We start from the raw sequence: 26224 nt of genomic DNA, 5'->3' as shown, positions 1-26224 counted from the left end.
TTGGGCTGAGGGACGAAGCCCAACGTGGCGGGGGCCGTGGTTGCACCCTGCCCCCGCCTATCGCGGATGAATTCGCTCCCACGAAGGCGCGATGCCGGGCATCGCTGGGCGACTGAAGTCGCCCCTACCCCTGCGTGCGATCGCGTGCGTAGCCCGGCTTCAGCTTCACCGGGAGCACCGTGCGGAGGTGCGCACGGCACACCCTACGGCAGGTGTTTGTCCTGTCGGTTCGAACCGTGACGGCCTGTCGAGAATAGGTGCGATGCAGGCGGGCGATCAGATCCAGACGTCGTTCTGCGCGGTGCGCTCGCCGCCCTCCTCGCCGGTGTTGAGCACGCCACGGGGCTCGATGAGCATCATCTTCACTTCACGTTCGGCATAGGGTTTGTGCTCGACGCCCTTGGGCACCACGTAGAGCTCGCCGGGGCCGAGCAGGACGGCGCCGTCGCGCAGGTCGATGCGCAGCTGGCCTTCGAGCACCAGGAAGGCTTCGTCGGTGTCGGCGTGGGCATGCCAGATGAAGTCGCCTTCGATGCGCACGACCTTGAACTGGTAGTCGTTCATCTCGGCGACGACCTTGGGGTTCCACTGCTCGCTGAACAGCGAGGTCTTCTGCAGCAGGTTGATGCTCTGGTATTCGGGCTGAAGGGCCATGGTGCGGCTCCGGGTTGGGAATGAGCCGCCAGACTAGCGAGCCCCGCCGCGCCGCTCTTGTACGATCCTGCAGCTTCAGCGGGCGTGCATGCGCAGCCAGCGCGACGGCGGCAGGCCGTAGCACTGGGTGAAGTGGCGGGTCATGTGGCTCTGGTCGAAGAAGCCGGCGGCCAGGGCGGCGTCGGCGAGGCTGAAGCCGTCGAGCAGCATGCGCCGGCAGCGGTCGAGGCGGCGCAGGGTCAGGTAGCGGTAGGGGCTGGTGCCGTAGAGCGCGCGAAAATCGCGGGACAGGCTCCAGCGTTCGCGGCCGCTGGCGCGCTCCAGTTCCTCCAGGCTGAGGTTGCTGCCGAGGTGGCTGTGGATGTAGTCCCGCGCACGCTCGGCCGAGGCGAAGTCGAGGGCGCGGCGCCCTCGCCGCTTGCCGCCCACGGCCTGCAGCGCCTGGGCCAGGTCGAAGATGGCGTCCTGCTCCTCCAGCGCCTGCAGCGGGTGGTCGATGGCCTGCATGAAGGTTTCGGTCGCCCGGCGCAGGCGTGGGTCGTCGGAGAGGCCGCCGGGCACGAAGGGCAGCGGCTTGCCGCCGAGCACCTGCTGGATCAGCACCGGCTCGACGTAGACCATCCGGTAGTGGAAGCCGGCCTCGGTGCCGGCCATGCCGTCGTGGAGTTCGTCGGGGTGCAGCACCAGGGTGCCGCCGGGCAGGCTGTGGCGCAGGCTCTTCTGGTAGCTGAAGCTCTGCACCCCGGAAAGGGTGCGGCCGATGGCGTAGGTGTCGTGGCGGTGCGGGTCGTAGCCGTGGCCACCGAAATAGGCCTCGATGCGTTCGATCCGCGCCGGGTGGTCGCTGCGCCGCACCCAGTCCCGCGTGCCGGGCAGCTCGGTCATCCGGCGCGTTTCCGGGGCTTGGCCGGGCGCTCGGTATTGAGCGCCACGGCGGCGAGGAACAGCGCCTGCAATGCGGCCTCGTCGATGCGCTCGCCCGGGTGGATGTCGATGGCGCGGCGCGTGTTGCCTTCCAGGCTCGCGTTGAACAGCCCGGCCGGGTCGGCCAGCGCGGCGCCCTTGGCGAAGGTGAGCTTCACCGCGCTCTTGTAGGTCTCCCCGGTGCAGACGATGCCGGCGTGGGACCACACGGGCACGCCGCGCCACTTCCACTCCTCGACCACCTCCGGATCGGCGGCGCGGATCAGCTCGCGCACCCTGGCCAGGGTTTCGCCGCGCCAGTCGGCGAGCTCGGCGATGCGGGCGTCGATCAGGCGGGACGCGTCGAGGGCGCCCTCTTCCACCTTGCTGCTTTCCTTGCTCATCGGGTTGTCTCCATGCGTCGAGGGTTGGTGCCAGGGTGGAGAGTGAAGACCAGCCGGCGTCAGCGCGCCATACGGTGCAGCAGGCGCGCCTTCACCTCGGGCCATTCGGGGTCGATGATGCTGAAGCGCACGGAATTGCGCTTGCGCCCGTCGGGCATGATCCGTTCGTGGCGGACGATGCCCTCCTGCTGGGCGCCGAGGCGCAGGATGGCGGCGCGGGACTTCTCGTTCAGCTCATCGGTGGTGAACTGCACGCGCACCATGTCCATCACCTCGAAGGCGTGGCTGAGCAGGAGGAACTTGGCCTCGGTGTTGGCGCCGGAGCGCTGGGCCGACTCGCTCAGCCAGGTGTGGCCGATCTCCAGCTTTCGGTTGAGGCGGTCGAGCTTCCAGAAGCGGGTGCTGCCGATGACCCGGCCATCCTCGCGGCGGACGATCACGAAAGGCATCACCGTGCCCTGCTCGCGGCCCTGCAACGCGGTGGCGATGTAGGCGTCCACGGTTTCCCGCCCCGGCACCACGGTGAACTTCAGGTTCCACAGCTCGCCATCGGCGGCTGCGTCCAGCAGTGCCTGGCGGTGTTCCACCTGGAGGGGAATGAGTTCGACGAGCTGGCCGCTGAGGGTCGGCTGCCGGGCGGCCTGGCTGGACATCGGGAGACTTCCTGGGCGTTGGGACGGCAAGCGTAACGCAGCGCCCTTGCGGGCCGGAACAGCGGGCGCGGAAGTTACCGTCGGGCGGGCCCGCCGGCGCTGGCTATTGAGCGAAAGCCGGCGATTGGCCATTATCCCGCTACGCCTGAAACCCGCTTGCCCTGCCGCCTCCCGATACGGTCCCGATAAGGAAATCACATGAACAGAACCCTCTGCCTGAGCCTCCTGGCACTGGTGCTGGCCGGCTGCGAAAGCACCCACAACGCAGCCCTGCGCCAACAGCAGCAGGACTACGAGGCCGCCCGCCTCTACAAGGCCGCCATCGGGCCGACGGTGGTCAGGCTGTCGCAGGCGTATTCGAGTCGTTATCCGAAGCTGATCCTCAAGGCCTATGACGACATCGTGCTGGTGGCGGGCGAGGTCGATAGCGCACAGGCCCAGCAGGCGGTGTTCTCCGAAGTGACGGCCATTCCTCATGCGGAGGTCTACACCTTCACCCTGGTTCGGCAGGATGCCTCCAGCGCTCAACTGGCCAAGGATGCCGGACTCAAGCAGAAGGTCAGCCAGTTGCTCGCCGCCAACTACCTCGATGTCTATGTGGTGGATGGCCGCCTGGGCGTGGTCGGCCAGGTGCCGGCCTCCAGCTACGAAACTCTGCGGACCTCGCTGACTTCCATCCCCGCCAGGGTGCCCGGCATCAAGCCCGACCCGCACCTGGTCATCAGCCTGAAGGGCGACCTGAGCACTTTCACCGCCGAGTCCTACAAGGACATGGGGGACTGGGCTCCTGCCAACGCCAAGGTCGCGCCCAGGGTCAGGCCCACCAGCCTGTCCGGGGCGGTAACCAGCACCGCCCTGGCACCCACCGCCTCCGCCGTCACATCCAGCGCCACGCCTGCGGCACCCAGCTACGCCTCGGCAGCCGCTGAATCGCCCGCCACCTCGCAAGGCAGTGATTCGGGCATGGACACGGTGAAGATGATCGGCGCCCTCGCCGGCGTCGCCTTGGGTAGTAAGGTGGCGTACGACACGGGTAATGCCGCGCAGGGCCAGCAGGTGATGCAGGCCGCGTTCAATGCGGCGGGAATCCATACCGACGGTTCCGGCGCGAGCACCTATACGGGCCTGCCCACGGTGGGCTCCGGCAGCCAGGGTGGCCCCAGCCCCCGGGTGCTGGCGGCACAGCAGAAGACCTACACCTTCGCCGGCAACTGCCCCGCCGATGCGAGCGGCGTGCGGCCCGATATTTCCCACCCCGAACTGCTGGCCAACGCCAGCGAACTGAAGAAACCCATTCTGGGCATGGCGCGGTCGGTAGGCAGCTACGACCTGGCGATAAGCCAGGCAACCGCGCAGAAGGACGAATACATCCGCGCCGCCACCGAAGCGGCCCAGCAGGCGTCGGACAGCTGGGGCGGCGATCGCCCGTTGTATGACGTGCAGACCTGCCCGCAGTCGGAAGGCATCTATTGCAGCGGCGTCCAGGCCATGTGGCTGTACAGCGACATGGCCCTCTACACCGAGTACGTGAAGGACGCGCTGGTGTGCCATAAGGCGCGCGGGACCCAGCTGTAGGGCTGGCGACCGGCGTGAGGCGCTACTTGGTCAACGACAGCGGCACGCCCCAGATCGGGTCTTCCTTGCCCTGGTGGCGCAGCGGGGTGAGTTGCAGGGGCTGGATGCGGGACAGCATCTGCTGGTGCGCATCGCTCAGGTAGCGCGGGGAGATGACGGAGGTGGCGAAGTCCATGGGCGCCGGCCAGGTGTAGACGGTCAGGTTTTGCAGCGGGCACTCGATCTTCTGCGCATTGGTCGCCCGGCACTGCGATTTCTGGAAGGCATAGCTGGGGCTCTTCAGGTGCATGCGCGGGGCCAGCACCAGTTGCCCGCCCTGGACGGTGAAGCTGGCGAGCGCCTTGTCCGCCGGCAGGCGCGCCTGGACCTTGATCGAGGGTACGTCCCGGGAATCGGTCTGCTGGTAGTAGCCGGCCCCCGCGCCCTGGGTCGTCTGGCTGTACTGCTGCTCGCCCCAGGCCACGCAGGCGCCGCTGGCCACATGCACGGCGGTGCAGACTTGCTGGGTCTTGATTTCGCTGCCGTAGGTGGCGTCCTTCCACACCTCTTCCCGGTAGTACTCGCGGTACAGCTCGGTGGAGAGGTACGCGGTGCCGTTGGGGCCTTTGCCCGAGCCGGCCGGGCCGCTGCGGGCGCCGACCTCGTCGAGCACGCCGCGGATCTGGTAGTCGTCGCCACCGGTGAGCAGGTACTTGCCGGGCGGCAGGATGTGCACCTCGAAGGCCGTGAACAGGTTGTTGGGCTTGGGGTCGCGCTGCAGCTGGTTGGTCTTGAAGCGGCGCCCGAAGGTGATGTTCGGGTCGTTTTCGTTCTGCCAGATCACCGTCGGCGTCCACTGGGTCATGGTCAGCGCATCTTTCAGCGTCTTGTGCGGCATCACGTCGGCCACCAGCACCACGGCCATGTTCGCCTTCAGCGCGGCGTCGATCTTGTCCAGCAGCGGCCCGTTGCTCGGGTCGTCCATGCCGTAGCCGCTGGTGTAGGGCTCGGGCACGCAACCGGCGAGGGAGAAGGCGAGCAGCAAGGCGGAAGACAGGGCAAGAAGCGGGCGAGGCAGTCTCATGCATCGATCCTTGATAGAGGGACCGGCGATTGTCACCGCCCCGATGCGCCAGCGAAATAGTGCGGATGGGCTAGGCCGGCACGCTCGGCGAGCGTGCCGGGCGCTGCTCAGAACATCTCGTCCAGTTGCTCGAAGAACAGGCGCCTGGCCGGCTGGTCCGGAATGCCCATGCGGGCGATGAAGCGGTCGGCGGTTGCCGGCGACAGCTCCTCGGCGATGTTGCGGTGGGCGAAGGCGATGTCCAGCCAGCGATCCGCCAGGCCGCCGCGCCCCAGGTCGATGAAGTGCAGGCGTTCACGGGCGTCGATGAACAGGTTGGCGTCGCACAGGTCGCCATGGGAGAAGACCCGGTCCTCGGTCGGCACGCTGGCGTGCAGGTGGGCGATCAGCGCCTGCGGGGTCGGCAGCTCGGGCCAGGTGTCCGGGTCCCAGTCATCGGCGATCAGCCCCTGGTCGACCAGGTACTCCAGCTCGTGCAGGCGCACGGCGGCCGAGGAATCGAACGGGCAGCCGTCGACCGGCACCGCCTGCAGCAGGCGCAGGGCCTCGGCGAAGGCCTGGTACACGGAGGGCTCGTCTTCCATCAGCTCGGCGAGCGGCCTGCCGGGCACCGCGCGGGTGATCATGAATTCATGCCCGTCGCCGGCGGCGCAGGCCACCACCTCGGGCACCTGGAGCTTGCCGTCTAGCCACTGCAGGACGCTGGCCTCGCGCATCACGCTGTAGGTGGTGGGCGCGTAGATGGCGGCGCTCGCCTTGAGGAAGAAGCGATCGTTGCCACGCTCGAACGCGTGGACTTCGCATGGGGACTCACCGACGCAATCCCGCGTCAGGGGGGCGCCGTCGATGAAGCGCGCGATGCTCCGGGGCAGTACGAATGGCATGGAACCCGCCTGTCGTGGATGGAAAGCGCGCAACGATAGCGCAGCCGGCGGCTTCGGGATGAGTGGAAATTGTGACAGGCCTTGAATGCGGAACCCCGGCACGGGGCCGGGGTTCAAGAGGCGGCGCGAGGCGCCGGCGCAGCCTTCAGTGCCCTGCCGCTGCCGCCTGGCGCCCCTCCTCCCTGCCCAGCGACAGGAACACCACCAGCGCCAGGCCGGCGAGCAGCACCGCAGCGGACAGCAGCACCGTACCGTGGGCCGCGGCGAAGGCTTCGCGCCCGGCGTGGGCCAGTGTCGCGGCCAGGCCGGCGTCGAGGTGCCCGGCGGTGACCAGGGTGTCCGCGAGCGAGCGCACCGCCTGGTCCCCCAGGGCCTCGGGCAAGCCGCCCGGCAGCTGGATGGCGGCACCGTAGACGCTGGAGAGCAGAACGCCGAAGGCGGTGATGCCCAGCCCCGTGCCCATCTCGTAGCCGGTGGCCTCCAGCGCGCCGGCGGCCCCTGCCTTGCTGGCCGGCGCGGCGCCCATGATGGCGATGGACGATGCGGTGAGGCCGGTGCTCAGGGCAAGGCCCAGCAACACCAGCAGGCCAGCCACCCACACGCCGTCGTTCAGGTTGCTCAACCCCAGGCCCGCCAATGCCGTGGCCGAGCACAGCAGCGTGGTGGTCGCCACCCGGCGCAGGCCGACCAGGGCGACGAGGTAGCCGGCCAGCGGCCCGCCGACGCCGGCGGCGATCATCAGCGGCAGCAGGAACAGGCCCGCTTGCAGCGGCGTGCGGCCGAGTACCAGCTGCAGCTCCTGGGCGATGGTCAATTCGGTGCCGGCCAGGGCGCCGGAGACCACCAGCGCCATGATCAGGCCGGAGCGGATGGCCGGCCGCGCGAACAGGCCGAGGTCGAGCATCGGCTCGGCACTGGTGAGCTGGCGGCGCACGAAGTCGGCCAGCAGCGCGAGGCCCAGCAGCAAGGTGGCGCCGCTGGCCCAGGACGGGCCGCCGGGCGTGAGGCCGGACTTGAGCGCATGCACGGTAGCGATGATGCCGGCGATCAGCAGCAGCGCCTGGCCGATCTTCCAGCCGCCAACGGCGCTGCCTTCGTCACGGGGCACCAGGACATGGGCCAGGGGCCAGATGATCGCCATCAACGGCAGGTTGATGAGGAACACCGAGCCCCACCAGTAGTGCTCCAGCAGCGCGCCGCCCACCAGCGGGCCGAGGGCCGCACCGGCGGAGGCGACGGTGCCCCACAGGCCCAGGGCGATGCCCCGCTCCCTGGGCGATTCGAAGGCGCGACGGATGATCGCCAGGGTGCAGGGCAGCACCATGGCACCGCCCACCGCCATGCCGGCGCGGGCGGCGATCAGGGCCACGGCCGTGGGTGCGTAGGCGGCCGCACAGGACATGGCGACGAACATCAGCAGGCCGGCGAGCAGCATGAAGCGGCTGCCGATGCGGTCCGCCAGGGTGCCCATGGGCACCAGCAGGCCGGCCATGATCAGCGGGTAGATGTCGATGATCCACAGCACCTGCTCGCCGCTGGCCCCGAGGGACAGGGTCAGCGACGGCACGGCGATGTGCAGCACCGTCATGTCGATGACGATGGGCAGGTAGGCCAGGACCACCACCAGCAGGACCAGCCAGCGGTTGCCCGGTGGGTGGCCCGCTCTCATCGGCTCTCCACGGCGGCGTCGGCACCGCTCCAGCCGCCACCCAGGACGCGGAACAGGTCGACCAGGGCGAGCTGCCGCTGGGTGCTGGTCTCGATCAGCGTCGAGTCGTTGAGGAAGGCGCTGCGCTGGGCGTCGAGGTAGCGCAGGTGGCTGTCGACGCCGCCTTCGTAGCGGGCCTTGGCCAGCTTCAGGGTCTCGTTGCTGGTGTTGGCCAGGGCGCGGCGGGCCGCTTCCTCGCGACGCAGGGTGTCGGTGGCGGCCAGGGCGTCGGCCACTTCGCGGAACGCGGTCTGGATGCTGCCTTCGTAGGCGGCCACGGCGGCGTCCTTGCGCACTTCGGCCAGGTCCAGGTTGGCGGCGTTGCGGCCCGCGTCGAAGATCGGCAGCGTCAGGGTCGGCATGAAGCTCCAGGAGCGCGAGCCGCCATCGAACAGGCCGGACACCTCGGCGCTGGAACTGCCGAAGCTGCCGGTGAGGCTGATGCGCGGGAAGAACGCCGCACGCGCCGCCCCGATATCGGCATTGCGCGACTTCAGCCGGTGCTCGGCGGCGAGGATGTCCGGGCGCCGCTCCAGCAGCGCCGAGGGGGCGCCGGGGGCGATGTCCTGGATCAGCAGCGGCTCGTCACGGGGCGTCTCGGGCAGCGACTTGGCGGCATCCGGGGTGCCGACCAGCAGCACCAGGGCGTTGAGCGCCTGCTGCTTCTGGCGCTGGTTGGCTTCCAGCTCGGCACGGGACTGTTCCACCAGCCCGAGGGCTTCCTGGTGGTCCAGCGCGGTGGCGGCACCGGCGGCGCGGCGCTGGGCGGTGAGGTCGAGGGAGTCCTCGCGGCTGGCCAGGGTCTGCCGGGTCAGGGCCAGGCGGCGCTGGGCACCGTCGTAGGTCAGGTAGGCCTGGGTGACTTCGGCGACCAGGGCGATGCGCGCGCTGCGGCCCGCCTCCTCGGTGGCCAGGTACTGCTCCAGGGCCGAGTCGGTGAGGCTCTTCACCCGGCCGAACAGGTCCAGCTCGTACTCGGGCAGGGACAGGCCCGCCTGGTAGCTGCTGGTGACGGTGGAGGCACCGGTGCCGGAGAGGTCCCCCGGCACCCGCTGGCGGCTGCCCGAGGCGCTGGCGGAAAGCCCCGGCACACGATCGGCGCGCTGGATGCGGTATTGCGCGCGGGCCTGCTCGATGTCCAGCAGGGTCTGGCGCAGCGAGCGGTTGTTGGCCAGCGCCTCCCCCACCAGCCGGCGCAGGTCGGCGTCGACGATGAAGGTGCGCCAGTCCAGCTCGCTGGCGGCCTGGCCCTGCCTGGCGGCGGGGCCGGTCCATTGCACGGCCACCGGCGCTTCGGGGCGTTCGTAGGTGGGGGCCATGGAGCAGCCGCCCAGGGTCAATGCGATCAGGAGCGCCGATGCGCTGAAGGCGTTTCTGTGCATGGCGATCACTCCAGGACCTTGGTGGTTTCTTGGCTGGCCGCCGGGCGGCTGCGCAGCAGGGACAGCACCCAGACGAAGCAGATGGGCACGAAGATGACGCCCAGCAGCGTGGCGCTGAGCATGCCGCCGATGACGCCGGTGCCCAGGGCGCGCTGGCTGGCCGCACCGGCGCCGGTGGCGAGGGTCAGCGGCACCACGCCGAGGATGAAGGCCATGGAGGTCATGATGATCGGGCGGAAGCGCAGGCGCGCGGCCTCGATGGCGGCCTCGCGCAGGCTGTGGCCCTGCTCTCGTAGCTCCTTGGCGAACTCGACGATGAGGATCGCGTTCTTCGCCGCCAGGCCGATGATGGTGATCAGGCCGACCTTGAAGTACACGTCGTTGGGCATGCCGACCGAGGTCACCGCGAGCACCGCGCCGAGGGCGCCGATGGGCACGATGAGCATCACCGACAGCGGGATCGCCCAGCTCTCGTAGAGCGCCACCAGCAGCAGGAATACGACCAGGATGGCCAGGGCGAACAGCTGCACCGCCTGGCCGCTGGCGACCTTCTCCTGGTACGACAGGCCCGTCCACTCGTAGCCGATGCCTGCGGGCAGCTGGCCCACCAGGTGTTCGAGCTCGGCCATGGCCTCGCCGGTGCTGACGCCGGGCGCGGCGTCGCCGGAGATGCGGATGGTCGGGTAGCCGTTGTAGCGCACCAGTTGCACCGGGCCTTCTTCCCAGCGGGTGGTGACGAAGGCGGAGAGCGGCACCTGCTCGCCCCTGGCGTTGCTGACGTAGAGCTTGAGCACGCTTTCCGGGGTCATCCGCTCGCCCTGCTCGGCCTGTACCACCACGCGTTGCTGGCGACCGGCGTTGGAGAAGTCGTTGATCACCGAGGAGCCGAACGCCGTGGACAGCGCGCTGCCGATGGTCTCGAAGCTGACGCCCAGGGTGCGGGCCTTCTCGCGGTCGATCTCCAGGCGCAGCTGCGGCGCTTCGGCCAGGCCTTCCATCATCGCGTAGAGGATCTTCGGGTTGCCGTTGGCCTGGCCCAGCAGCTGGTCACGAGCCGCCAGCAGCGCTTCGCGGCCGAGGCCGCCACGGTCCTGCAGGCGCAGGGCGAAGCCGCCGGAGTTGCCCAGGCCGTCGATGGGCGGCGGGGTCACGGCCATGATCACGCCGTCGCTGACGCCGGCGAGGCTCTGGTTGGCCAGCAACGCCTCGGCCCCGGCCGATTGCGCGTCGCTGCGCTCGGACCAGTCCTTCAGGGTGGGGAACGCCAGCGCGGCGTTCTCGCCCATGCCGGAGAAGCTGAAGCCCATGACCAGGAAGGTGTTGGCCACGGCCTCGCGGGAGTCCAGGTACTGCTCCAGCTCCTGGGTAGTGACGTCGGTGCGCGCACGGGTGGCGCCCGGCGGCAGTTGCACGTCGACGATCATGTAGCCCTGGTCTTCGACCGGGACGAAGGATTCCGGCAGGCGCAGGTAGAAGTAGCCGAGCAGCGCCACCAGGCCGGCGTACACCAGCATGAAGCGCCCGGCGCGCTTGACCAGGCCGCCGTTGAGGCGGGTGTAGCCCTGGGTGAGGCCGGTGAAGCCGCGGTTGAAGGCGCCGAAGAAGCCGCGCTTCTCATGGTGCCCCTTGGGGATCGGCCTGAGCAGCGTGGCGCACAGGGCCGGGGTGAAGGTCAGGGCGAGGAAGCCGGAGAACAGGATCGACACCGCCAGCGACAGGGAGAACTGCTGGTAGATGACGCCCACGGAACCGGCCATTAAGGCCAGCGGCAGGAACACCGCCGAGAGCACCAGGGTGATGCCGACGATGGCGCCGGACACCTGGCCCATCGCCTTGACCGTGGCGGCGCGCGGCGACAGGCCCTCCTCGGCCATGATCCGCTCGACGTTCTCGACCACGACTATGGCGTCGTCCACCAGGATGCCGATGGCCAGCACCATGCCGAACATGGTCATCATGTTCACCGAGAAGCCCAGCAGGTACATGACGCTCAGCGTGCCCGCCAGGCACACCGGCACCACGATGGCGGGGATCAGGGTGTAACGCACGTTCTGCAGGAACAGGAACATCACCAGGAACACCAGCACCATGGCTTCGAGCAGGGTGTGGATGACCTTCTCGATGGCCACGTCGACGAAGCGCGAGGTGTCGTAGGGCACCGAGTATTCGACGTCGTCGGGGAAGTTCACCGACAGCTCGGCCAGGCGCTGCTTGATCGCCCCGGCGGTCTGGATGGCGTTGGCGCCCGGGGACAGCTGGATGGCACCGGCCACCGAGGGCTTGCCGTTGAGGCGCGAGGAGAAGTTGTAGCTCTCGCTGCCCACTTCCAGGCGGGCCACGTCCGCCAGCTTCACCGAGGAACCATCGGGGTTGGCGCGCAGCACGATGCGGCCGAACTCCTGCGGGTCGTCCAGGGTGCCCTTCACCGCGAGGGTGGCGGTCAGCTCCTGCTGGGTGCTGCCCGGCGAGCTGCCGAAGGCACCGGCCGGCACCTGCACGTTCTGCCCACGGATGGCGGCGCCCACGTCGTCGATGGACAGGCCGTAGCCCACCAGCTTCTGCGGGTCGATCCAGACGCGCATCGCCGCTTCCGAGGAGAAGAACTGCAGCTTGCCGACGCCGGCCACCCGGCGCAGCTCGTTGTTGATGTTGCGCGCGGCGTAGTCGCCCAGGAACGTGGTGTCGCTGCGCTGGGCACCTTCCTTGTAGTTGAGGGCGTAGATGAGCAGGAAGCCGGCGCTGGTCTGCTCGACCTCCACCCCCTGGGTGAGTACGGCCTGGGGCAGGCGCGACTCGGCCTTCTTCAGGCGGTTCTGCACGTCCACCTGGGCCAGCTCCGGGTTGACGCCGGGCTGGAAGGTGACCACCACCTCGCCAGTGCCGTTGGAGTTGCTGGTGGACTCGAAATACAGCAGGCCCTTGGCGCCGTTGAGCTCCTCCTCGATCACGCTGGTGACCGAGTCCACCAGCACCTGCGCCGAGGCGCCCGGGTAGGTGGCGGTGATGGTGATCTGCGGCGGCGCGACGTCGGGGTACTGGGCCACCGGCAGCATCGGGATGACCAGCAGGCCGGCCAGGGAGATGAACAGCGCCACCACCCAGGCGAAGTTGGGGCGCTTGATGAAGAACAGAGACATGGACGTTTCCTCGCGGCGATACCGGCCTTACTGGCGGGCTGCCTGTTGCTCCTGGGTGGGACGCGCTTCGACCTTGGCGCCCGGCTGCAGGCCGGTGAGGCCGCCGACGATCACGCGGTCGCCGCTGGCCAGGCCCTGGCTGATCTGCCAGCGCGCGCCCTGCATGGCACCGGTGTGCACGGGACGGGCCTCGACGCGCTCGTCAGCGCCGATCACCAGTACCAGGGCGCTGCCATCGGCCGCACGCTGCACGGCACGCTGGGGCACCAGGATGGCGTTGGCATCGCTGCCCTGGGGCGCGCTCACCCGGACGTACATGCCGGGCAGCAGCACGCCGTCGGGGTTGGCGAACTCGCCACGCAGGGACACCTGGCCGGTGCCCGGGTCCACCGAGACGTCGGTGAACAGCAACTCGCCCTGGCGTGCGTAGTCGGTGCCGTCGACGTGGATGCGCAGCGCCTGGCTGTCGTCGGCGGAGAGCGTGCCGCCCTTGAGCGCTTCACGCAGGCGCAGGGCGTCGGCCACCGGCTGGGTGAAGTCGGCGTAGATGGGGTCGAGCTGCTGGATGCGCGCCATGAGCGTGGTCTCGCCCTGCCCCACCAGAGCGCCTTCGGTGACCAGCGCGCGGCCGATGCGACCGGAGATGGGCGCCTTGACCGAGGCGTAGCCCAGGTTCAGGCGCGCGGTCTCCAGGTCCGCCTGGGCCGTACGCACCGCCGCCTTGGCGCTGCGCAGGTCGGCGGTGGCGGTGTCAAAGTCCTGCTGGCTGACCGCCTCGATCCTGGCCAGGGGCTCGTAGCGCTTGACCCGCGCCTGGGCCTCGAAGAGGGTCGCCTCGGCCCGCGCCAGCTCGCCCTCGGCGCGGGAAACCGCCGCCTTGAGCGGTGCCGGGTCGATCTGGAACAGCAGGTCGCCGGCCTTGACGTCCGCACCCTCCTCGAAGCGCTTGTGCACCACGATGCCCGCCACCCGGGCACGCACCTCGGCCACACGCATGGGCTCGATGCGCCCCGGCAGCTCGCTGGTCAGGACCAGCGGCTCGGCCACCACCGCCACGACGTCCACCGGCCTGGCCACCTCGGCAACCGCCTCCGGCTCGCCCGATGCCCCGCAACCGGCCAGCACCATGGCTGCAACCCATACCGAGACGATTCCTACTGCACGCAATCTGCCCATGTTTCACCCGGACCCTAGACTGGAAAGGCGCGCATGATCTTTCATTGATCTAAATGAGTCAACATTGTCTCATTTGAATCTTTTTTTATTAATCATGTCTTTCACCGTTGAAGACTGAGGGTTTTTCTGCACAATGCGCCCAATCCGAAATTCAAGACGGGACCCTTCCATGTCGCTGACAGCCCAAGACGAACGACTCATCAAGGCGCTGGCCGTCGCCTTCGTCGAGCGTCCGCGCGCCACGCTGAAGGAGCTGGCGGAAGCGGCCGGCGTGAGCAAGGCCACGCTGCACCGCTTCTGCGGCACCCGGGACAACCTGGTGGAGATGCTCATCACCCACGGCGAGACGGTGATCGGCCAGATACTCTCCGCCGGCGACCTGCAGCACGCCGAGCCGCTGGACGCGCTGCGCAGGCTGATCGGCGAACACCTGATGCACCGCGAGCTGCTGGTGTTCCTGATGTTCCAGTACAACCCCGACACCCTCGATCCGAAGGCCGAGGACGACCGCTGGCAGAGCTACTGCGTCGCCCTGGACAAGTTCTTCCTGCGCGGCCAGCAGGAGGGGGTGTTCCGCATCGACATCAGCGCGGCGGTGCTCTCGGAGCTGTTCCTCTCGCTGATCTTCGGCATCGTCGACGCCGAACGCCGCGGCCGCATGGCCCGATCCGGCTCGGCGGCGATCCTCGAGCAGATCTTCCTCCACGGTGCGGCGGCGCCCGCCCGCGCCTGAGGGCGAGAGTGGTCGCAGGTTGCTCCAGCTCTAATGGATCCCCGCGTTCGCGAGGATGACGGGTTTGCCTGGCCGCCCACGCCCTCACCGTCACCCCCGCGAACGCGGGGGCCCACTGAAGAGCGAGCCGCCCCAGCAGCACTCGCGATCGGAGGGCCGCACAACGAAAAACGCCGCCTCCCCGGCAACGGGGAGGCGGCGTTTTAGCAGGGGCGCGGCGGCTGTCAGCGCAGCGTGTCGACCATCGCGGCGGCGACGCTGAGCACGTCCTGGCCGAGCTTCATGGAGCGCTTGCCGTCCCAGCCCGCTTCCGGGTTGGGGTTGTCGTCGTGGTCCTTGAACGGCATCTCGATGGTGAACGACAGGCAGTCGAACTCCATGCCGACGGCGTTGCAGGCCAGGGTGGTGTTGGCCTTGCCGGGCTCGTCCTTCGCATAGCCGTAGCGGGTCTGGAAGTCGGCGCCCATCTCCACCAGGCGACGGCGGAATTCCTCTTCGAGGCGTTCCAGGCGCGGGGTGTAGCCCGGGTTGCCTTCGCAGCCGGCGGTGAACACGTGGGGGATCTCCTCGTCGCCGTGGATGTCGAGGAACAGGTCCACGCCGACCTTGCGCATCTGCTGCTGGACGAAGAACACCTCGGGGCTCTCGGCCTCGCTGGCCGATTGCCAGGCGCGGTTGAGGTCCTTGCCGGCGGCGTTGGTACGCAGGTGGCCACGGAAGGCGCCATCGGGGTTCATGTTCGGCACCAGGTAGAGGTCGGCCTTGGCCAGCAGCGCGTTCAGCTCGGCGTCGTCCTTGTTCTTCAGGCGCTCGATCACGCCCTCCATGTACCACTCGGCCATGTGCTCGCCGGGGTGTTGCTGGGCGATGATCCAGATCTTGCGCTGGGCCGCCGGGTTGCGGCTGACCCGCAGCAGCTGGATGTCGCGGCCCTCGATGCTCTTGCCGGTGGCGAACAGCTCGGCGCCGGCGTTGGCCAGGGCGTCGGCGATCAGGCGGTCGTGGCGTTCGCGGCTGTAGGGCTCGAAGTAGGCGAACCAGATCTGCCCCTCGCGCGGTTGCAGGCCGAAGTGCAGGCCTTTCTCGTCGAAGTGGCTGGGTACGCGGAACCAGTTGACGTGGTCATAGGACGCGGCGGCGTTGTAGCCGGTCCAGGCGTGGGCGTAGGCCGACTGGCCGGCGTTCACCAGGCTGAAGTCGTGGCGTTGGCCGGGGGTCATGCCCTCGACCTTGAAATGGAACCACTGGAAGTGGTGGCTCTTGAGGTCCGGGCGCATCGCCAGCAACAGGTGCTGCGGATTGCTGGCGTCCTTCACCTCGATATTGCCGCTATCGAAGTCCGAGCTGATTTTCATGGCTACCTCAGGCGTGGGTATCAGGGTTGCGCGAAAGGATGGCAGGTCGCCCGGCACGGCGAAACGCGCCAGGCGACAAAGAGTTGCGCAGAAGGGTAATCAGCGGGCTTCGAGGCGCGCCAGGCGCTCTTCGAGTTCGGCGACACGGGCCTCCAGCTGCTCGATGCGCGAGTCGCTGGCGGCACGGCTCTCGCTGCGCTCCGGAGCGCTCTGCCGCGCGGCCAGCAGTTCTTCGAGGTCGGCCTTCTCGCCCAGCAGGTGCATGTAGCGATCCTCGCGCTGGCCCGACTGGCGCGGGATCAGGGTGACGAGGCCACGCGCGGCGAGGCGTTCGAGGTTGTGCTGCACCTGCTCGACGTCGTCGAACTCATGCATGCGGCCGCTGCGGGTCAGCAGCTCGTTGAGGGTCTGCGGGCCGCGCAGCAGCAACAGGCCGAGCAGGATCAACTGGCCGTGCACCAGCTCCAGGGTCTTCTCCGCGCGCTGCTCCCAGCGGTCGGCCCGGCTGCCCATCACCAGGCGCGCGAGCCCGCGCCCCTCGAGCACCCGCATGCCCTGCCCCACCTGGCCTGCGGTCAGGTTCATCACCGGCTCGCGGCTGGTCTTCTGGTTGCTGGCCAGGACCAGCGCGTTGAGGGTCAGCGGGTAGGACTCCGGCGTGGTGGCCTGCTTCTCGATCAGGCTGCCGAGCAGGCGGACCTCGACGGCGGAAAGGGGCTCGTTGCTGAAGGGGGTTTCGATCTCGCTGGACATGTCGCCATCCGATGGTGGGAAAGGGCCATAGCCTAGCGTGACTCCCCGCTCCTTTGCACCGCGTTGCGCCCCTGGACTCAGCTGTTCGCTTCCCTGAACAGCCCAACCGGCCGCGACGCCCGGAAAGTGCCGTGATCAACCAAATCAATCGAATTAATAGATTGTTATCATTTGGCGAAAAAGTCTTTTACGTAAGGTTTCAACGGCCTTAAAACACCCCATTTCATGGCGTAAACCATTGATTTAAAAGCATGCCAATTCAACTATCGACGGGATCGATGTAGACCATTACCGATATCCACTTCTTTATCGATTTTTCATCCGTAACATTGGCCCCGTGTTCACTTTCAACCCCACTTGAAATCACGAGGCACCCAAAATGAAAAAGCAAATCCTTGCCAGCCTGTTCATCGCTTCCCTGTCCGCTACCGCGTTCGCCCTGCCCCAAGGCGCCGCGCAGACCCAGCAGACCGTCGCCAGTGGCGCCGAACGCACCATCAATCGCCTGGCTGAAGATGGCTCCGAGCGCACCCCGGGCTTCCGCGTTGCCGAAGACGGTTCCGACCGCACTCCCGGCTTCCGTGTCGCCGAAGACGGCTCCGACCGCACTCCCGGCTTCCGTGTCGCCGAAGACGGTTCCGACCGCACTCCCGGCTTCCGCGTTGCCGAAGACGGTTCCGACCGCACTCCCGGCTTCCGCGTTGCCGAAGACGGTTCCGACCGCACTCCCGGCTTCCGCGTTGCCGAAGACGGCTCCGACCGCACCCCGGGCTTCCGCGTTGCCGAAGACGGTTCCGACCGCACTCCCGGCTTCCGTGTCGCCGAAGACGGCTCCGACCGCACTCCCGGCTTCCGCGTTGCCGAAGATGGTTCCGACCGCACTCCCGGCTTCCGCGTTGCCGAAGACGGCTCCGACCGCACCCCGGGCTTCCGTGTCGCCGAAGACGGCTCCGACCGCACCCCGGGCTTCCGCTTCTCCTGACAGGCCGCTGCACAGGTTGCCATCCGACCCAGGAATCCCGTGCGAGGTCTGAGCGATGTACCCAGCCCGTAAATGCTGAAGGCGCCCTTGAGGCGCCTTCAGTGCTTCTACCCTTCCGCTTTTCCAGCCGTCACTCCGACGCCGTAGCCGGTGGCTGCAGAGGGCGCAGCGGAATCGGCGCCGACATCACGATGGACGTCCGCGTCTCGCCGAAGTGGTTGATGCTGCCGACGAAGCGTTCCAGGTGGCGGATGTTGCGCGTCACCACCCGCAGGATGAACGAGTCCTGCCCCGTCACATGCAGGCATTCCAGCACCTCCGGCATCTGTTGCAGCAGCGCCACCAGGCGCGCCTTGTCCGGCTGGGGCGTGGTCATGCCGATCAACGCCATCACCTCGTAGCCGGCATGCTCGGCGGACACGCAGGCGCGATAGCCCTCGATCACCCCGGACTCTTCGAGGCGCTTGAGGCGCTCCGATGTCGCCGGCAGCGAAAGCGCCACCCGGCTGGCCAGTTCGGTGAGCGAAATACGCCCTTCGTCCTGAATGGCCTGGAGGATTTTCCAGGATTTGGCATCGAGCTCCATTTTTAAGGCCCCTATCGACATACACCTAATCAATTCAGGCAAAGCCAGATAATTACCATAGTTACTGCATTCAAAGATCGGCTGCAGCTCCGCAGAATAATGCCATCCCCATGACCTGACCGGTGGCCCGGATGGACCTCACGCTGTTCTTCAAATCCGCTCTGATCGGCCTCTCGATCGCCGCACCCGTGGGCCCCGTGGGCCTGCTCTGCATCCAGCGCAGCCTGGACCACGGCGCCCGCATCGGCTTTCTCAGCGGTCTGGGCGCCGCGCTGGCGGACGCCTGTTTCGGTGCCCTGGGGGCGTTCGGGGTGCAGGCGCTGATCCAGGCCTTCGTCGCGCTGGCCACGCCCCTGGCGCTGGTCGGTTCGGGCTTCCTCGCCTGGATGGGCCTGCGCCTGCTGCGCGCCACGCCGGCCCGCCGCGCCGCCGCCCTGGTCGAGCCCGGCAATGGCTGGAAGGCACTGGCATCGGTCTTCGCGCTGACGCTCACCAACCCCATGACGATCCTCGCCTTCATCGCGGTCTTCGCCGGCCTCGGTGCCGGCGCGACGCCCGGTACGGCGAGCGCGCTGCTGATGGTCGCCGGGGTGTTCTGCGGCTCGGCGCTGTGGTGGCTGGCCCTGGCGCTGGGCGTGGCCGCCGTGCGCCACCACCTGGACGCCGGCCTGCTGCGCCGTGTCGACCAGGCGGCCGGGCTGTTCCTGCTCGGTTTCGCCGCCTGGCAGCTGGCGCGGGTCCTGGCCGCCTAGGCCATCTGGGTGATGGTCCGGCGGAACCGGGCCAGGGCAGCGAAGAAGAAGGCGCTGCCGATGCCGATGATGGCCAGGAATTGCGGCCAGACGATGTCCAGCCCCGCGCCGCGATAGAGGATGCCCTGGGCCAGGGCGACGAAGTGGGTGGTGGGCGCCGCCAGCATGATCTGCTGCACCAGCTCGGGCATGCTTTCGCGCGGGGTGGTGCCCCCGGACAGGATCTGCAGCGGCATCAGCACCAGGATGGTCAGCAGCCCCAGCTGCGGCATGGAACGCGCCACGGTGCCGAGGAAGATGCCCATCGACGTGGTGGCGAACAGGTGCAGCGCCGCCGCCACCAGGAACAGCCCCAGCGAGCCCTCGATGGGCACCGCCAGCCAGCCGCGCACCACGAACACCAGCGACAGCGCGGCGGCCACCAGCACCACCGCGCCCATGGACCAGACCTTGGCCAGCATGATCTCGAACGCCGACAGCGGCATCACCAGCAGGTGCTCGACGGTGCCGTGCTCGCGCTCGCGGATCAGGGCCGCGCCGGTGAGGATGATCGACAGCATGGTGATCTGGTTGATCACCTCCATCACTCCGCCGAACCAGGCCTGGGTCAGGTTGGGGTTGAACAGCGTGCGCACCGTCAGCTCCGCCGGCATCGCCTTCGCCCCCCGGTAGCGGGCGACGAACTCGTTGACCTCGGTGGAAACGATGTTCTGGATGTAGCCCGCGCCGCTGAAGGCCTGGCCGATCTGCGTGGCGTCGACGTTGAGCTGCACCGCCGGGTTGCGGCCGGCGAGCACGTCGCGCTGGAAGTCGGGCGGGATGTCCAGGGTGAAGGTGTAGAGGCCGGTGTCCATGCCCCGGTCCATGCGCCCCTGGTCGATCAGCTCGGGAACGCGGAAGTACGGCGGCTGGAAGGCGTTGACCAGGCGCGTGGAGAGCTGCGAGCGGTCCTCGTCGACCACCGCGATGGGCGCATGGTGCAGGGTTTCCGGGATGCCGGTGGCGGAGCTGTACACGCCCAGGCTGAAGGCCCAGAGGATCAGCACCAGCATCGCGTAGTCGCGCTGCAGGCTGCGGAATTCCTTGAGCCCGAGGTTGAAGATGTTGGCCAGGCTGCGCATGGGTCAGGCCTCCTGCTTCTTCAGCGCGAGCACGCTGAACAGGGTGAGCAACGGGATGGTCAGCAACAGCGGCACGAAGTAGTAGGCCAGGTCGGCGAAGCCCAGCGCCTTGGAGAACACGCCCCGGCTGATGATGAGGAAATGGGTGGCGGGATAGGCCTGGCCGATCAGCGCCGCCGCGCCTTCCAGGGACGACACCGGGTGCACCAGCCCGGAAAACTGGATGGCCGGCACCATGGTGGCGATGGCGACACCGAATACCGCAGCGATCTGGCTGCGCATGAAGGTGGAGAGGAACAGGCCGAGCCCGGTGGCAGCCGTGACGTAGCACAGCGCGGCGAGCACCAGGGTCGGGAAGCTGCCCTTGAGCGGCACGCCGAACACAAACACCGCCAGGGCCACCATCAGCAGGAAGCTGACCATGCCCATCGCCACGTAGGGCAGCTGCTTGCCCAGCAGGAACTCCAGCCGCGTGACCGGCGTGACGTAGAGGTTGGTGATCGAGCCCAGCTCCTTCTCGCGCACCACGCCCAGGGCGGTGAGCATCGCCGGGATCATGATCAGCAGCAGCGGGATCACCGCCGGCACCATGGCCTTGAGGCTTTCCACATCCGGGTTGTAGCGGTAGCGCACCTCGACGCTGGCGGCACTCTGGCCGCCCCCTTCGGGCGACTGCCGGGCCAGCTCGGCGAGGTAACCCAGGTGCATGCCCTGCACGTAGCCGGCGACGGTGTTGGCGCGGGTCGGCATGGAGCCGTCGATCCAAACGCCGATGGCGGGGCTGGCGCCACGCTTCAGGTCACGGCCGTAGCCGGGCGGGATTTCCACGGCCAGGCTCAGCTCGCCGCTGCGCATGCGCCGGTCCAGTTCCGCGTAGTCCTGGATCGGCGCGCGCTCGATGAAGTAGCGCGAGCCGGAGAGGTTCAGTGCGTAGGCCTGGCTGGTGGTGGTCTGGTCGCGGTCGAGCACCGCATAGGAGAGGTCCTCCACGTCCATGCTGATGCCGTAGCCGATGATGAACATCAGCAGCACGGTGCCGAGCAGTGCCAGGGTCAGGCGGATCGGGTCGCGGCGCAGCTCCATGGCCTCGCGCCGCGCATAGCTGAACAGCCGCTGCGCTCTGAAGCCGCGCCCGGCACGGGCGGCTTCCGTCGGCCGGGTCGCCGGGGCCGCCTCGGCAGGGGCCTGGCCGGCGATGCCGGCGGCCTCCTCCAGGTAGGCGATGAAGGTCGCCTCCAGGCTCGGCAGGCCGCGAGCGGCCACCAGGTTCGCCGGGGTGTCGCTGGCCAGCACGCGGCCGGCGTGCATCAGCGAGATGCGGTCGCAACGCTCGGCCTCGTTCATGAAGTGGGTGGAGATGAAGATGGTCACGCCATCGTTGCGCGACAGGTCGATCATCAGCGCCCAGAAACCGTCGCGGGCCACCGGGTCGACCCCGGACGTGGGCTCGTCGAGGATGAGGATCTCCGGCTCGTGGATCACCGCGACCGCCAGGGACAGGCGCTGGCGGATGCCCAGCGGCAGCGCGTCGGGCAGCTCGTCGGCCACGCCCGCCAGGTCGAAGCGCTGCATCATCGCCGCCACCCGCGCCTCGATGCGCTCGGCCGGCAGGTGGAACAGCCGCGCATGCAGCACCAGGTTCTGCCGCACCGTCAGTTCGCGGTACAGGGAGAACGCCTGGGACATGTAGCCCACGCGCCGCCGCGTGGCCATGTCGCCGGCATCCACCGGCTGGCCGAACAGCGCGCAACTGCCTTCGCTGGCGGGCAGCAGGCCGGTGAGCATCTTCATGGTGGTGGACTTGCCGCAGCCATTGGAGCCGAGGAAGCCGAAGATCTCTCCGCGCTCGATGCGGAAGCTGACGCGGTCGACGGCGACGAACTCGCCGAAGCGGCAGGTCAGCCCGTCCGCCTCGATGGCCACGGCGCGCTCGCCTTGCGGCAGCGGCGGGATCACCAGGCGGCGGTGGTCGCGGCGCTTCTCCTCCGGCAGCAGGGCGATGAAGGCCGCTTCCAGGCTGTCGGTGCCGGTCTGGGTGCGGATCTCCGCGGGGCTGCCGGTGGCCAGGACCCGCCCGGCGTCCATCGCCACCAGGCTGTCGAAGCGCTCGGCCTCTTCCATGTAGGCGGTGGCCACCAGCACGCTCATGCCGTCGCGGCCCTCGCGGATGCGGCCGATCAGCTCCCAGAACTGGTTGCGCGACAACGGGTCGACGCCGGTGGTGGGCTCGTCGAGGATCAGCAGGTCCGGGTCGTGGATCAGTGCGCAGCACAGGCCGAGCTTCTGCTTCATGCCACCGGAGAGCTTGCCCGCCGGGCGCTCGCGGAACGGGTCGAGGCCGGTGCTGCGCAGCAGGTCGTCGATGCGTCGCTCGCGCTCGGCGCGGTCGTGGCCGAACAGGCGGCCGAAGAAATCCAGGTTCTCGACCACCGTCAGCGTCGGGTAGAGGTTCTTGCCCAGCCCCTGGGGCATGTAGGCGACGCGCTGGCAGATGGCGCGGCGGTGGCGGGCCGAGCGCATGTCGCCGCCCAGCACGTCGATCTCGCCCTGCTGCATCTTCCGCGCGCCGGCCAGCAACGCCAGCAGGCTGGACTTGCCGACGCCGTCCGGACCGATCAGGCCCACCATGCGGTTGGCCGGGATCACCAGGTCGACCTCGCGCAGGGCGAAGGTCTCGCCGTAGGCCAGGCTGACCCCGGCCAGGCGGGCGACGCTGCCGTCGGAGGCGTTCATCAGGGCACCTTCACCTGCAGGTGCTGCGGCCATTGCCGTTCGGCATCCAGGCGCAGGTAGGCCATGCCGGGCACACCGGTCTTCACGGCGGTCATGTGCTGCTTGAGCAGCGCCGGGTCGATGCGCGCCTTGACGCGGAACATCAGCTTCTCGCGCTCGCTGGCGGTCTCCACGGACTTCGGCGTGAACTGGGCGACGCTGGCCACGTAGGAGACCTTGGCGGGGATCACGTACTGCGGCACCGCGTCGATGATCAGCCGCACCTCGTCGCCCAGGTGCACGCGCCCGGCCTGGCCGGCGGGCAGGAAGAAGGTCATGTAGACGTCGCCCAGGTCCACCAGGTTGAGCAGCTTGCCGCCGGCCGGCAGCACTTCGCCCGGCTGCGCCACGCGGTACTGCACGCGGCCGGCGCGGGGGGCCTTGAGCAGGCTGTCGTCGATGTCCGCCTGCAGGCGGGCGACGCTGGCATTGGCCGCCTCGATGGCCGACTGCGCCTCGATCACCTGGGACTTGGCCGCCTCGATGCCGGCCTGGGCGGAGATCACCTGGGAGCGCGAGGCGGCCAGTGCCGCCTGGGCGCTCTGCATCACCGCGCGGTCGTCGTCCAGTTGCTGCTGGGGCATGGCGTTGCGCTTGACCAGGGTCTCGGTACGGGCGAAGCGCTTCTGGGTGGCCACCAGTTCCGCCTCGCGCTGGCTGACCACCGCCTTGGCCGTGGCCTGCTCGCTCTCACGCTGGGCCACCAGCGCCTGGGCGGTGAGCCGCGCGTTCTCGGCCTGGCGCACCTGGGCCTGGGCCTGGGCCAGCTGCGCCTGCAGCACCTGGGTGTCCATCTGCGCCACCGGCTGGCCGGGGGTGAGGAAGTCGCCCTCGTCCACCATGATCTCGGCCACGCGGCCGGCGAGCTTGGTCGCCACGTCCACCTCGGTGGCCTCGATCCGCCCGTTGCCGCTGGCAAAACCCTCGCCCAGGCCGACCGGCCGCAACACCCACCAGGCGCCGGCTGCCACCGCCACGACGGCCAGCAGCGCCGCCGCCCAGGTCAGTTTCTGCTTGCTTGGCTGCTTCATCTTGGTATCCCGAATGGCTGGATTTCGATGGGGGAGATCATCCGCCAAACGGCAATGAGTCACTTTGACTCATGTCAGGTCGGGCCTTTTCCGGCCTCTTCCGGCTCGGTTTCCATCCAGCCGAAGCCACGGCAGTCACAGACGACTTGATGTATGATTGCGCGCCTCGAACACGGCCAACCACGATCAAACCGGCGCCCATGCGCCCCCGGACCGACCATGAACACCAGCGAAACCACCAGCCCCGAGCAACAGGCCCAGACCGAAGGCAGCGCCGAGGCGGCCGCCCCGGCCAAGGCCGTGAAGAAGCAGAACGTGCCCTGGTACCAGACCCTCAAGACCCACGACCGCGGCCAGCGCCCCGGAGCGGCACCGCGCGGCTCGCGCCGTTCGATGGGCAAGCGCTGATCCGGCGCACCGGCACAAAAAAAGCCAGCGTGATGCTGGCTTTTTTGTGGGCGCCCGCCGGGCTTACTGGCTGTTCTTCACCAGGCTCATGCGCTTCTCGGTGAACACGCAGATGACGCCTGCGTTGTTGTACATCACCTCGTGGTTGAAGTTGCAGTACGCCGCGGCAACGCTCAGGGGCAACTGCTCGTTGCTCCAGCGGGCCGGCTTGAACCAGGACAGCTCGCCTTCCTTGCACTGGCGCGCCTCGGCATCGGAGCTGTAGGTGCAAAGCACCGACTGGTCGACTTCGCCCTTGAAGCAACCGGCCAGGGGAAGGAAGCAAAGGCCTGCCAACAGAAGTTTGGTGTGGGTACGCATGACAGCTCCGGAATCGGCATGTGAAGGAATCAGTGCCGATTTGAACCAGCGCAGCGGCGCGGGTTCCGTGGCGTCGGCAAAGAATTCCCGCTTCGCGAGGCAGCACACACCCGCCACAAACCGTAGGAGCGAGCTCTGCTCGCGAAGCCCTTGGCTCATGTACCGCAGCCTTCGTCACCCCTGCGCCGGCAGAACCCCGCCGAACGCGCGCATCCCCAGGCTCTGGTGGAAGCGCAGCAGGTAGCCGTCCGGGTCCTGCAGGAGGAAGTTGAGTTCACCGTGCGCCTGCTCGTCCTGGCGGTACCAGCGCTCCTCGGCTCCGCGCCGCAACCTCACCCCGGCCGCCTCGATGCGCGCGATCAACGCCAGCGCGTCGGCGCAGCGGATCGACAGGTTGAGTCCGCGCCCGAACGGCGCTTCCAGGGGCTCGACCCGCCACTCCGAGGCCTCGCCGTCGTCCTCCTCCAGCATCAGCTGGGCCTCGCCGAAGCGCAGGTAGGCGAAGCGGTGCTCGGGGCGCTGGTACGCCACTTCGAACCCCAGGACACGGCAGTAGAAATCCAGGCTGCGGGCGAAATCGACGACCAGCAACTCCGGGACCAGGGCATTGAAATGCATGATGGATTCCTTCCTCGGGTGCCCACCCCGCATGGGCGGGCGCGCCACCTTAGCGCAGGATTCACCGACACTAAAAGCGTGGGGCGTGGGTCTATAGTCCCTGCATCTTTCCCATCCGTAACGGAGCCCTCCATGGATACGACCCCGCACAACCTCGCCACCCTCTTCGAGCAGCTCGGCCTGGAATCCGGGCACGACAGGATCGAGGCCTTCATCGCCGACCACCCCCTCGCCGACGGGCAGAAGATCCACGAAGCGCCCTTCTGGAACGACGCCCAGAGCGCCTTCCTGCGCAACGCCCTGGTGCAGGACGCCGACTGGGCCGTGGAAGTGGACGAGCTGGCGGTGCGTTTGTCGAAGTGAATCGGCGAACAGCCAGGGAAGCACGTCCACGTTCGAACGAAAAAACGGCCCCATGGGGGCCGTTTCGTTTTGCTGCGCAGGTACGCCCGCTCGATCAGAAGTCCTGCACGGTCGGGCGCAGCACCACTTCGCTGATGTCCACGTCCGCCGGTTGTTCCACCGCGTAGGCGATGGCCCGGGCGACGGATTCGGCGGGGATCGCCAGCTTGTAGAACTCGCCCAGGGCCTGGCGGCTCTCCTCGTGGGAGCTGCCCAGCTTCAGTTCCGAATCCACCGCGCCGGGGGAGATGACGGTGACGCGGATGTCGCCGCCCACTTCATGACGCAGGCCGTCGCTGATGGCCCGCACGGCGAACTTGGTGCCGCTGTACACGGTGCCGCCCGGGCTGAACACCTTGTGGCCGGCCACCGAGGCGACGTTGATGAACTGACCGCTGCGCTGTGCCTGGAACACCGGCAGCGCCGCCGCGATGCCGTAGAGCACGCCCTTGATGTTGATGTCGATCATGCGGTCCCACTCTTCCAGCGGGGTTTCGGAGAGCGGCGCGATGGCCATCAGTCCGGCGTTGTTGACCAGTACGTCGATGCGGCCGAAGGCATCGATGCCGCCCTGCACCAGGGCGCGGACCTGCGCCGGGTCGGTGACGTCGGTGGCGAAGGCCACGGCCTTGCCGCCGGCAGCGGTGATTTCGCTGACCAGCGCGTCGAGACGATCGACGCGGCGCGCACCGAGCACCACCGAGGCGCCCAGGGCGGCCAGGTGGCGGGCGGTGGCTTCGCCGAGGCCGCTGCTGGCGCCGGTGATGACGATGACTTTGCCGTTGATGTTGCTGCTCATGTCGGGTTCCTCA

At 68.4% G+C, this 26224-nt stretch carries 25 protein-coding genes; 6 read left to right on the top strand and 19 right to left on the bottom strand.

Annotated features, from left to right (window positions below):
- Window positions 1-276: 276 nt before the first annotated feature.
- The 4 genes from PHLH3_RS14785 to PHLH3_RS14770 all read right to left on the bottom strand — a co-directional run bounded on the left by PHLH3_RS14785 (window position 277) and on the right by PHLH3_RS14770 (window position 2614).
- On the bottom strand, window positions 277-654 hold the full coding sequence (locus tag PHLH3_RS14785; protein WP_213630204.1) for a cupin domain-containing protein: 378 nt from the start codon (window positions 652-654) through the stop codon (window positions 277-279).
- Window positions 655-729: 75 nt separating this feature from the next.
- Complete coding sequence (locus PHLH3_RS14780; RefSeq protein ID WP_213630202.1) at window positions 730-1539, bottom strand: AraC family transcriptional regulator; 810 nt, start codon at window positions 1537-1539, stop codon at window positions 730-732.
- Entirely contained in the window at window positions 1536-1961 is a 426-nt protein-coding gene (locus tag PHLH3_RS14775; RefSeq protein ID WP_213630200.1) for a DUF1801 domain-containing protein, read from the bottom strand. The genes PHLH3_RS14780 and PHLH3_RS14775 overlap by 4 nt, the downstream gene beginning before the upstream one ends.
- Before the next feature lie 59 nt (window positions 1962-2020).
- Complete coding sequence (locus tag PHLH3_RS14770) at window positions 2021-2614, bottom strand: GNAT family protein (protein ID WP_213630199.1); 594 nt, start codon at window positions 2612-2614, stop codon at window positions 2021-2023.
- A gap of 198 nt (window positions 2615-2812) precedes the next feature.
- Here PHLH3_RS14770 and PHLH3_RS14765 point away from each other — a divergent pair, with 198 nt between their 5' ends.
- Window positions 2813-4189 (top strand): hypothetical protein, encoded by a 1377-nt coding sequence (locus tag PHLH3_RS14765; RefSeq protein WP_213630197.1) that lies wholly within the window; start codon window positions 2813-2815, stop codon window positions 4187-4189.
- 22 nt (window positions 4190-4211) lie between these two features.
- Here the strand turns inward: PHLH3_RS14765 and PHLH3_RS14760 are convergent, their stop codons facing one another.
- From PHLH3_RS14760 to PHLH3_RS14735, 6 genes are all read right to left on the bottom strand, one after another.
- A complete protein-coding gene (locus tag PHLH3_RS14760) occupies window positions 4212-5252 on the bottom strand; it encodes a hypothetical protein (RefSeq protein ID WP_213630195.1) in 1041 nt (346 codons plus the stop codon).
- Between the two features lie 107 nt (window positions 5253-5359).
- Window positions 5360-6136 carry an APH(3') family aminoglycoside O-phosphotransferase gene (locus PHLH3_RS14755; RefSeq protein WP_213630194.1) on the bottom strand — a complete coding sequence of 259 codons (777 nt, stop codon included), beginning with the start codon at window positions 6134-6136 and terminating at the stop codon, window positions 5360-5362.
- 145 nt (window positions 6137-6281) lie between these two features.
- The gene (locus tag PHLH3_RS14750) at window positions 6282-7805 is read right to left on the bottom strand and encodes an MFS transporter (protein WP_213630192.1); all 1524 of its coding nucleotides are present in this window, start codon (window positions 7803-7805) and stop codon (window positions 6282-6284) included.
- Entirely contained in the window at window positions 7802-9226 is a 1425-nt protein-coding gene (locus tag PHLH3_RS14745; protein ID WP_213630190.1) for an efflux transporter outer membrane subunit, read from the bottom strand. The genes PHLH3_RS14750 and PHLH3_RS14745 overlap by 4 nt, the downstream gene beginning before the upstream one ends.
- Before the next feature lie 5 nt (window positions 9227-9231).
- Complete coding sequence (locus PHLH3_RS14740; protein ID WP_213630188.1) at window positions 9232-12363, bottom strand: efflux RND transporter permease subunit; 3132 nt, start codon at window positions 12361-12363, stop codon at window positions 9232-9234.
- 27 nt (window positions 12364-12390) lie between these two features.
- Window positions 12391-13539, bottom strand: a complete 1149-nt coding sequence (locus PHLH3_RS14735; RefSeq protein WP_213630186.1) for a MexC family multidrug efflux RND transporter periplasmic adaptor subunit — start codon at window positions 13537-13539, stop codon at window positions 12391-12393.
- Window positions 13540-13708: 169 nt separating this feature from the next.
- Here PHLH3_RS14735 and PHLH3_RS14730 point away from each other — a divergent pair, with 169 nt between their 5' ends.
- Window positions 13709-14272 carry a TetR/AcrR family transcriptional regulator gene (locus PHLH3_RS14730; protein ID WP_213630184.1) on the top strand — a complete coding sequence of 188 codons (564 nt, stop codon included), beginning with the start codon at window positions 13709-13711 and terminating at the stop codon, window positions 14270-14272.
- Between the two features lie 224 nt (window positions 14273-14496).
- On the opposite strand, the gene PHLH3_RS14725 is transcribed toward PHLH3_RS14730, so the two are convergent.
- Both PHLH3_RS14725 and PHLH3_RS14720 read right to left on the bottom strand, forming a co-directional pair.
- Complete coding sequence (locus PHLH3_RS14725) at window positions 14497-15627, bottom strand: M14-type cytosolic carboxypeptidase (protein WP_213630182.1); 1131 nt, start codon at window positions 15625-15627, stop codon at window positions 14497-14499.
- Between the two features lie 99 nt (window positions 15628-15726).
- The gene (locus tag PHLH3_RS14720; RefSeq protein ID WP_173178100.1) at window positions 15727-16380 is read right to left on the bottom strand and encodes a DUF480 domain-containing protein; all 654 of its coding nucleotides are present in this window, start codon (window positions 16378-16380) and stop codon (window positions 15727-15729) included.
- 379 nt (window positions 16381-16759) lie between these two features.
- Between PHLH3_RS14720 and PHLH3_RS14715 the strand changes: the two genes are divergently transcribed.
- The gene (locus PHLH3_RS14715) at window positions 16760-17362 is read left to right on the top strand and encodes a hypothetical protein (RefSeq protein WP_213630180.1); all 603 of its coding nucleotides are present in this window, start codon (window positions 16760-16762) and stop codon (window positions 17360-17362) included.
- 130 nt (window positions 17363-17492) lie between these two features.
- Here the strand turns inward: PHLH3_RS14715 and PHLH3_RS14710 are convergent, their stop codons facing one another.
- Entirely contained in the window at window positions 17493-17948 is a 456-nt protein-coding gene (locus tag PHLH3_RS14710; protein ID WP_173178098.1) for an Lrp/AsnC family transcriptional regulator, read from the bottom strand.
- Between the two features lie 131 nt (window positions 17949-18079).
- On the opposite strand from PHLH3_RS14710, the gene PHLH3_RS14705 reads away from it, so the two are divergent.
- The gene (locus PHLH3_RS14705; protein ID WP_173178097.1) at window positions 18080-18700 is read left to right on the top strand and encodes a LysE family transporter; all 621 of its coding nucleotides are present in this window, start codon (window positions 18080-18082) and stop codon (window positions 18698-18700) included.
- Here PHLH3_RS14705 and PHLH3_RS14700 read toward each other — a convergent pair.
- Genes PHLH3_RS14700 through PHLH3_RS14690 form a run of 3 tightly spaced genes read right to left on the bottom strand, consistent with a single transcriptional unit; the run spans window position 18697 to window position 23624 of the window.
- A complete protein-coding gene (locus PHLH3_RS14700) occupies window positions 18697-19821 on the bottom strand; it encodes an ABC transporter permease (protein WP_213630178.1) in 1125 nt (374 codons plus the stop codon). The two genes, PHLH3_RS14705 and PHLH3_RS14700, sit on opposite strands and share 4 nt — an antisense overlap.
- 3 nt (window positions 19822-19824) lie before the next feature.
- Window positions 19825-22554 (bottom strand): ribosome-associated ATPase/putative transporter RbbA, encoded by a 2730-nt coding sequence (rbbA, locus tag PHLH3_RS14695; RefSeq protein WP_213630176.1) that lies wholly within the window; start codon window positions 22552-22554, stop codon window positions 19825-19827.
- Window positions 22554-23624 (bottom strand): HlyD family efflux transporter periplasmic adaptor subunit, encoded by a 1071-nt coding sequence (locus PHLH3_RS14690; protein WP_213630174.1) that lies wholly within the window; start codon window positions 23622-23624, stop codon window positions 22554-22556. Before PHLH3_RS14690 ends, rbbA begins: the two co-directional genes overlap by 1 nt.
- A gap of 219 nt (window positions 23625-23843) precedes the next feature.
- On the opposite strand from PHLH3_RS14690, the gene PHLH3_RS14685 reads away from it, so the two are divergent.
- On the top strand, window positions 23844-24032 hold the full coding sequence (locus PHLH3_RS14685) for a hypothetical protein (protein WP_213630172.1): 189 nt from the start codon (window positions 23844-23846) through the stop codon (window positions 24030-24032).
- A 63-nt stretch (window positions 24033-24095) separates the two neighbouring features.
- On the opposite strand, the gene PHLH3_RS14680 is transcribed toward PHLH3_RS14685, so the two are convergent.
- On the bottom strand, window positions 24096-24392 hold the full coding sequence (locus tag PHLH3_RS14680) for a hypothetical protein (protein ID WP_173178092.1): 297 nt from the start codon (window positions 24390-24392) through the stop codon (window positions 24096-24098).
- Window positions 24393-24566: 174 nt separating this feature from the next.
- Window positions 24567-25013 carry a VOC family protein gene (locus tag PHLH3_RS14675; RefSeq protein ID WP_213630563.1) on the bottom strand — a complete coding sequence of 149 codons (447 nt, stop codon included), beginning with the start codon at window positions 25011-25013 and terminating at the stop codon, window positions 24567-24569.
- 129 nt (window positions 25014-25142) lie between these two features.
- On the opposite strand from PHLH3_RS14675, the gene PHLH3_RS14670 reads away from it, so the two are divergent.
- Entirely contained in the window at window positions 25143-25373 is a 231-nt protein-coding gene (locus PHLH3_RS14670) for a DUF2789 domain-containing protein (RefSeq protein ID WP_173178091.1), read from the top strand.
- Between the two features lie 94 nt (window positions 25374-25467).
- Here the strand turns inward: PHLH3_RS14670 and PHLH3_RS14665 are convergent, their stop codons facing one another.
- The gene (locus tag PHLH3_RS14665; protein WP_213630170.1) at window positions 25468-26211 is read right to left on the bottom strand and encodes an SDR family oxidoreductase; all 744 of its coding nucleotides are present in this window, start codon (window positions 26209-26211) and stop codon (window positions 25468-25470) included.
- Between the last annotated feature and the right edge of the window lie 13 nt (window positions 26212-26224).

Origin of the sequence: Pseudomonas sp. Pc102 (genome assembly GCF_018408275.1) — a bacterium.
Lineage (GTDB): Bacteria > Pseudomonadota > Gammaproteobacteria > Pseudomonadales > Pseudomonadaceae > Metapseudomonas > Metapseudomonas tohonis.
The sequence above is the reverse complement of the archived record's forward strand: the minus strand, read 5'-3'. Positions and strand labels throughout refer to the sequence as shown.

Bases quoted from the DNA above. Each gene is read 5' to 3' on its own strand.
- PHLH3_RS14755 (WP_213630194.1), bottom strand. From the start codon at position 6,136: ATGCCATTCGTACTGCCCCGGAGCATCGCGCGCTTCATCGACGGCGCC.
- PHLH3_RS14775 (WP_213630200.1), bottom strand. From the start codon at position 1,961: ATGAGCAAGGAAAGCAGCAAGGTGGAAGAGGGCGCCCTCGACGCGTCC.
- PHLH3_RS14725 (WP_213630182.1), bottom strand. From the start codon at position 15,627: ATGAAAATCAGCTCGGACTTCGATAGCGGCAATATCGAGGTGAAGGAC.
- PHLH3_RS14705 (WP_173178097.1), top strand. From the start codon at position 18,080: ATGGACCTCACGCTGTTCTTCAAATCCGCTCTGATCGGCCTCTCGATC.
- PHLH3_RS14680 (WP_173178092.1), bottom strand. From the start codon at position 24,392: ATGCGTACCCACACCAAACTTCTGTTGGCAGGCCTTTGCTTCCTTCCC.
- PHLH3_RS14780 (WP_213630202.1), bottom strand. From the start codon at position 1,539: ATGACCGAGCTGCCCGGCACGCGGGACTGGGTGCGGCGCAGCGACCAC.
- PHLH3_RS14730 (WP_213630184.1), top strand. From the start codon at position 13,709: ATGTCGCTGACAGCCCAAGACGAACGACTCATCAAGGCGCTGGCCGTC.
- PHLH3_RS14740 (WP_213630188.1), bottom strand. From the start codon at position 12,363: ATGTCTCTGTTCTTCATCAAGCGCCCCAACTTCGCCTGGGTGGTGGCG.
- PHLH3_RS14715 (WP_213630180.1), top strand. From the start codon at position 16,760: ATGAAAAAGCAAATCCTTGCCAGCCTGTTCATCGCTTCCCTGTCCGCT.
- PHLH3_RS14710 (WP_173178098.1), bottom strand. From the start codon at position 17,948: ATGGAGCTCGATGCCAAATCCTGGAAAATCCTCCAGGCCATTCAGGAC.
- PHLH3_RS14770 (WP_213630199.1), bottom strand. From the start codon at position 2,614: ATGTCCAGCCAGGCCGCCCGGCAGCCGACCCTCAGCGGCCAGCTCGTC.
- PHLH3_RS14745 (WP_213630190.1), bottom strand. From the start codon at position 9,226: ATGCACAGAAACGCCTTCAGCGCATCGGCGCTCCTGATCGCATTGACC.
- PHLH3_RS14760 (WP_213630195.1), bottom strand. From the start codon at position 5,252: ATGAGACTGCCTCGCCCGCTTCTTGCCCTGTCTTCCGCCTTGCTGCTC.
- PHLH3_RS14665 (WP_213630170.1), bottom strand. From the start codon at position 26,211: ATGAGCAGCAACATCAACGGCAAAGTCATCGTCATCACCGGCGCCAGC.
- PHLH3_RS14670 (WP_173178091.1), top strand. From the start codon at position 25,143: ATGGATACGACCCCGCACAACCTCGCCACCCTCTTCGAGCAGCTCGGC.
- PHLH3_RS14750 (WP_213630192.1), bottom strand. From the start codon at position 7,805: ATGAGAGCGGGCCACCCACCGGGCAACCGCTGGCTGGTCCTGCTGGTG.
- PHLH3_RS14690 (WP_213630174.1), bottom strand. From the start codon at position 23,624: ATGAAGCAGCCAAGCAAGCAGAAACTGACCTGGGCGGCGGCGCTGCTG.
- PHLH3_RS14720 (WP_173178100.1), bottom strand. From the start codon at position 16,380: ATGTCCAGCGAGATCGAAACCCCCTTCAGCAACGAGCCCCTTTCCGCC.
- PHLH3_RS14700 (WP_213630178.1), bottom strand. From the start codon at position 19,821: ATGCGCAGCCTGGCCAACATCTTCAACCTCGGGCTCAAGGAATTCCGC.
- PHLH3_RS14765 (WP_213630197.1), top strand. From the start codon at position 2,813: ATGAACAGAACCCTCTGCCTGAGCCTCCTGGCACTGGTGCTGGCCGGC.
- PHLH3_RS14685 (WP_213630172.1), top strand. From the start codon at position 23,844: ATGAACACCAGCGAAACCACCAGCCCCGAGCAACAGGCCCAGACCGAA.
- rbbA (WP_213630176.1), bottom strand. From the start codon at position 22,554: ATGAACGCCTCCGACGGCAGCGTCGCCCGCCTGGCCGGGGTCAGCCTG.
- PHLH3_RS14785 (WP_213630204.1), bottom strand. From the start codon at position 654: ATGGCCCTTCAGCCCGAATACCAGAGCATCAACCTGCTGCAGAAGACC.
- PHLH3_RS14735 (WP_213630186.1), bottom strand. From the start codon at position 13,539: ATGGGCAGATTGCGTGCAGTAGGAATCGTCTCGGTATGGGTTGCAGCC.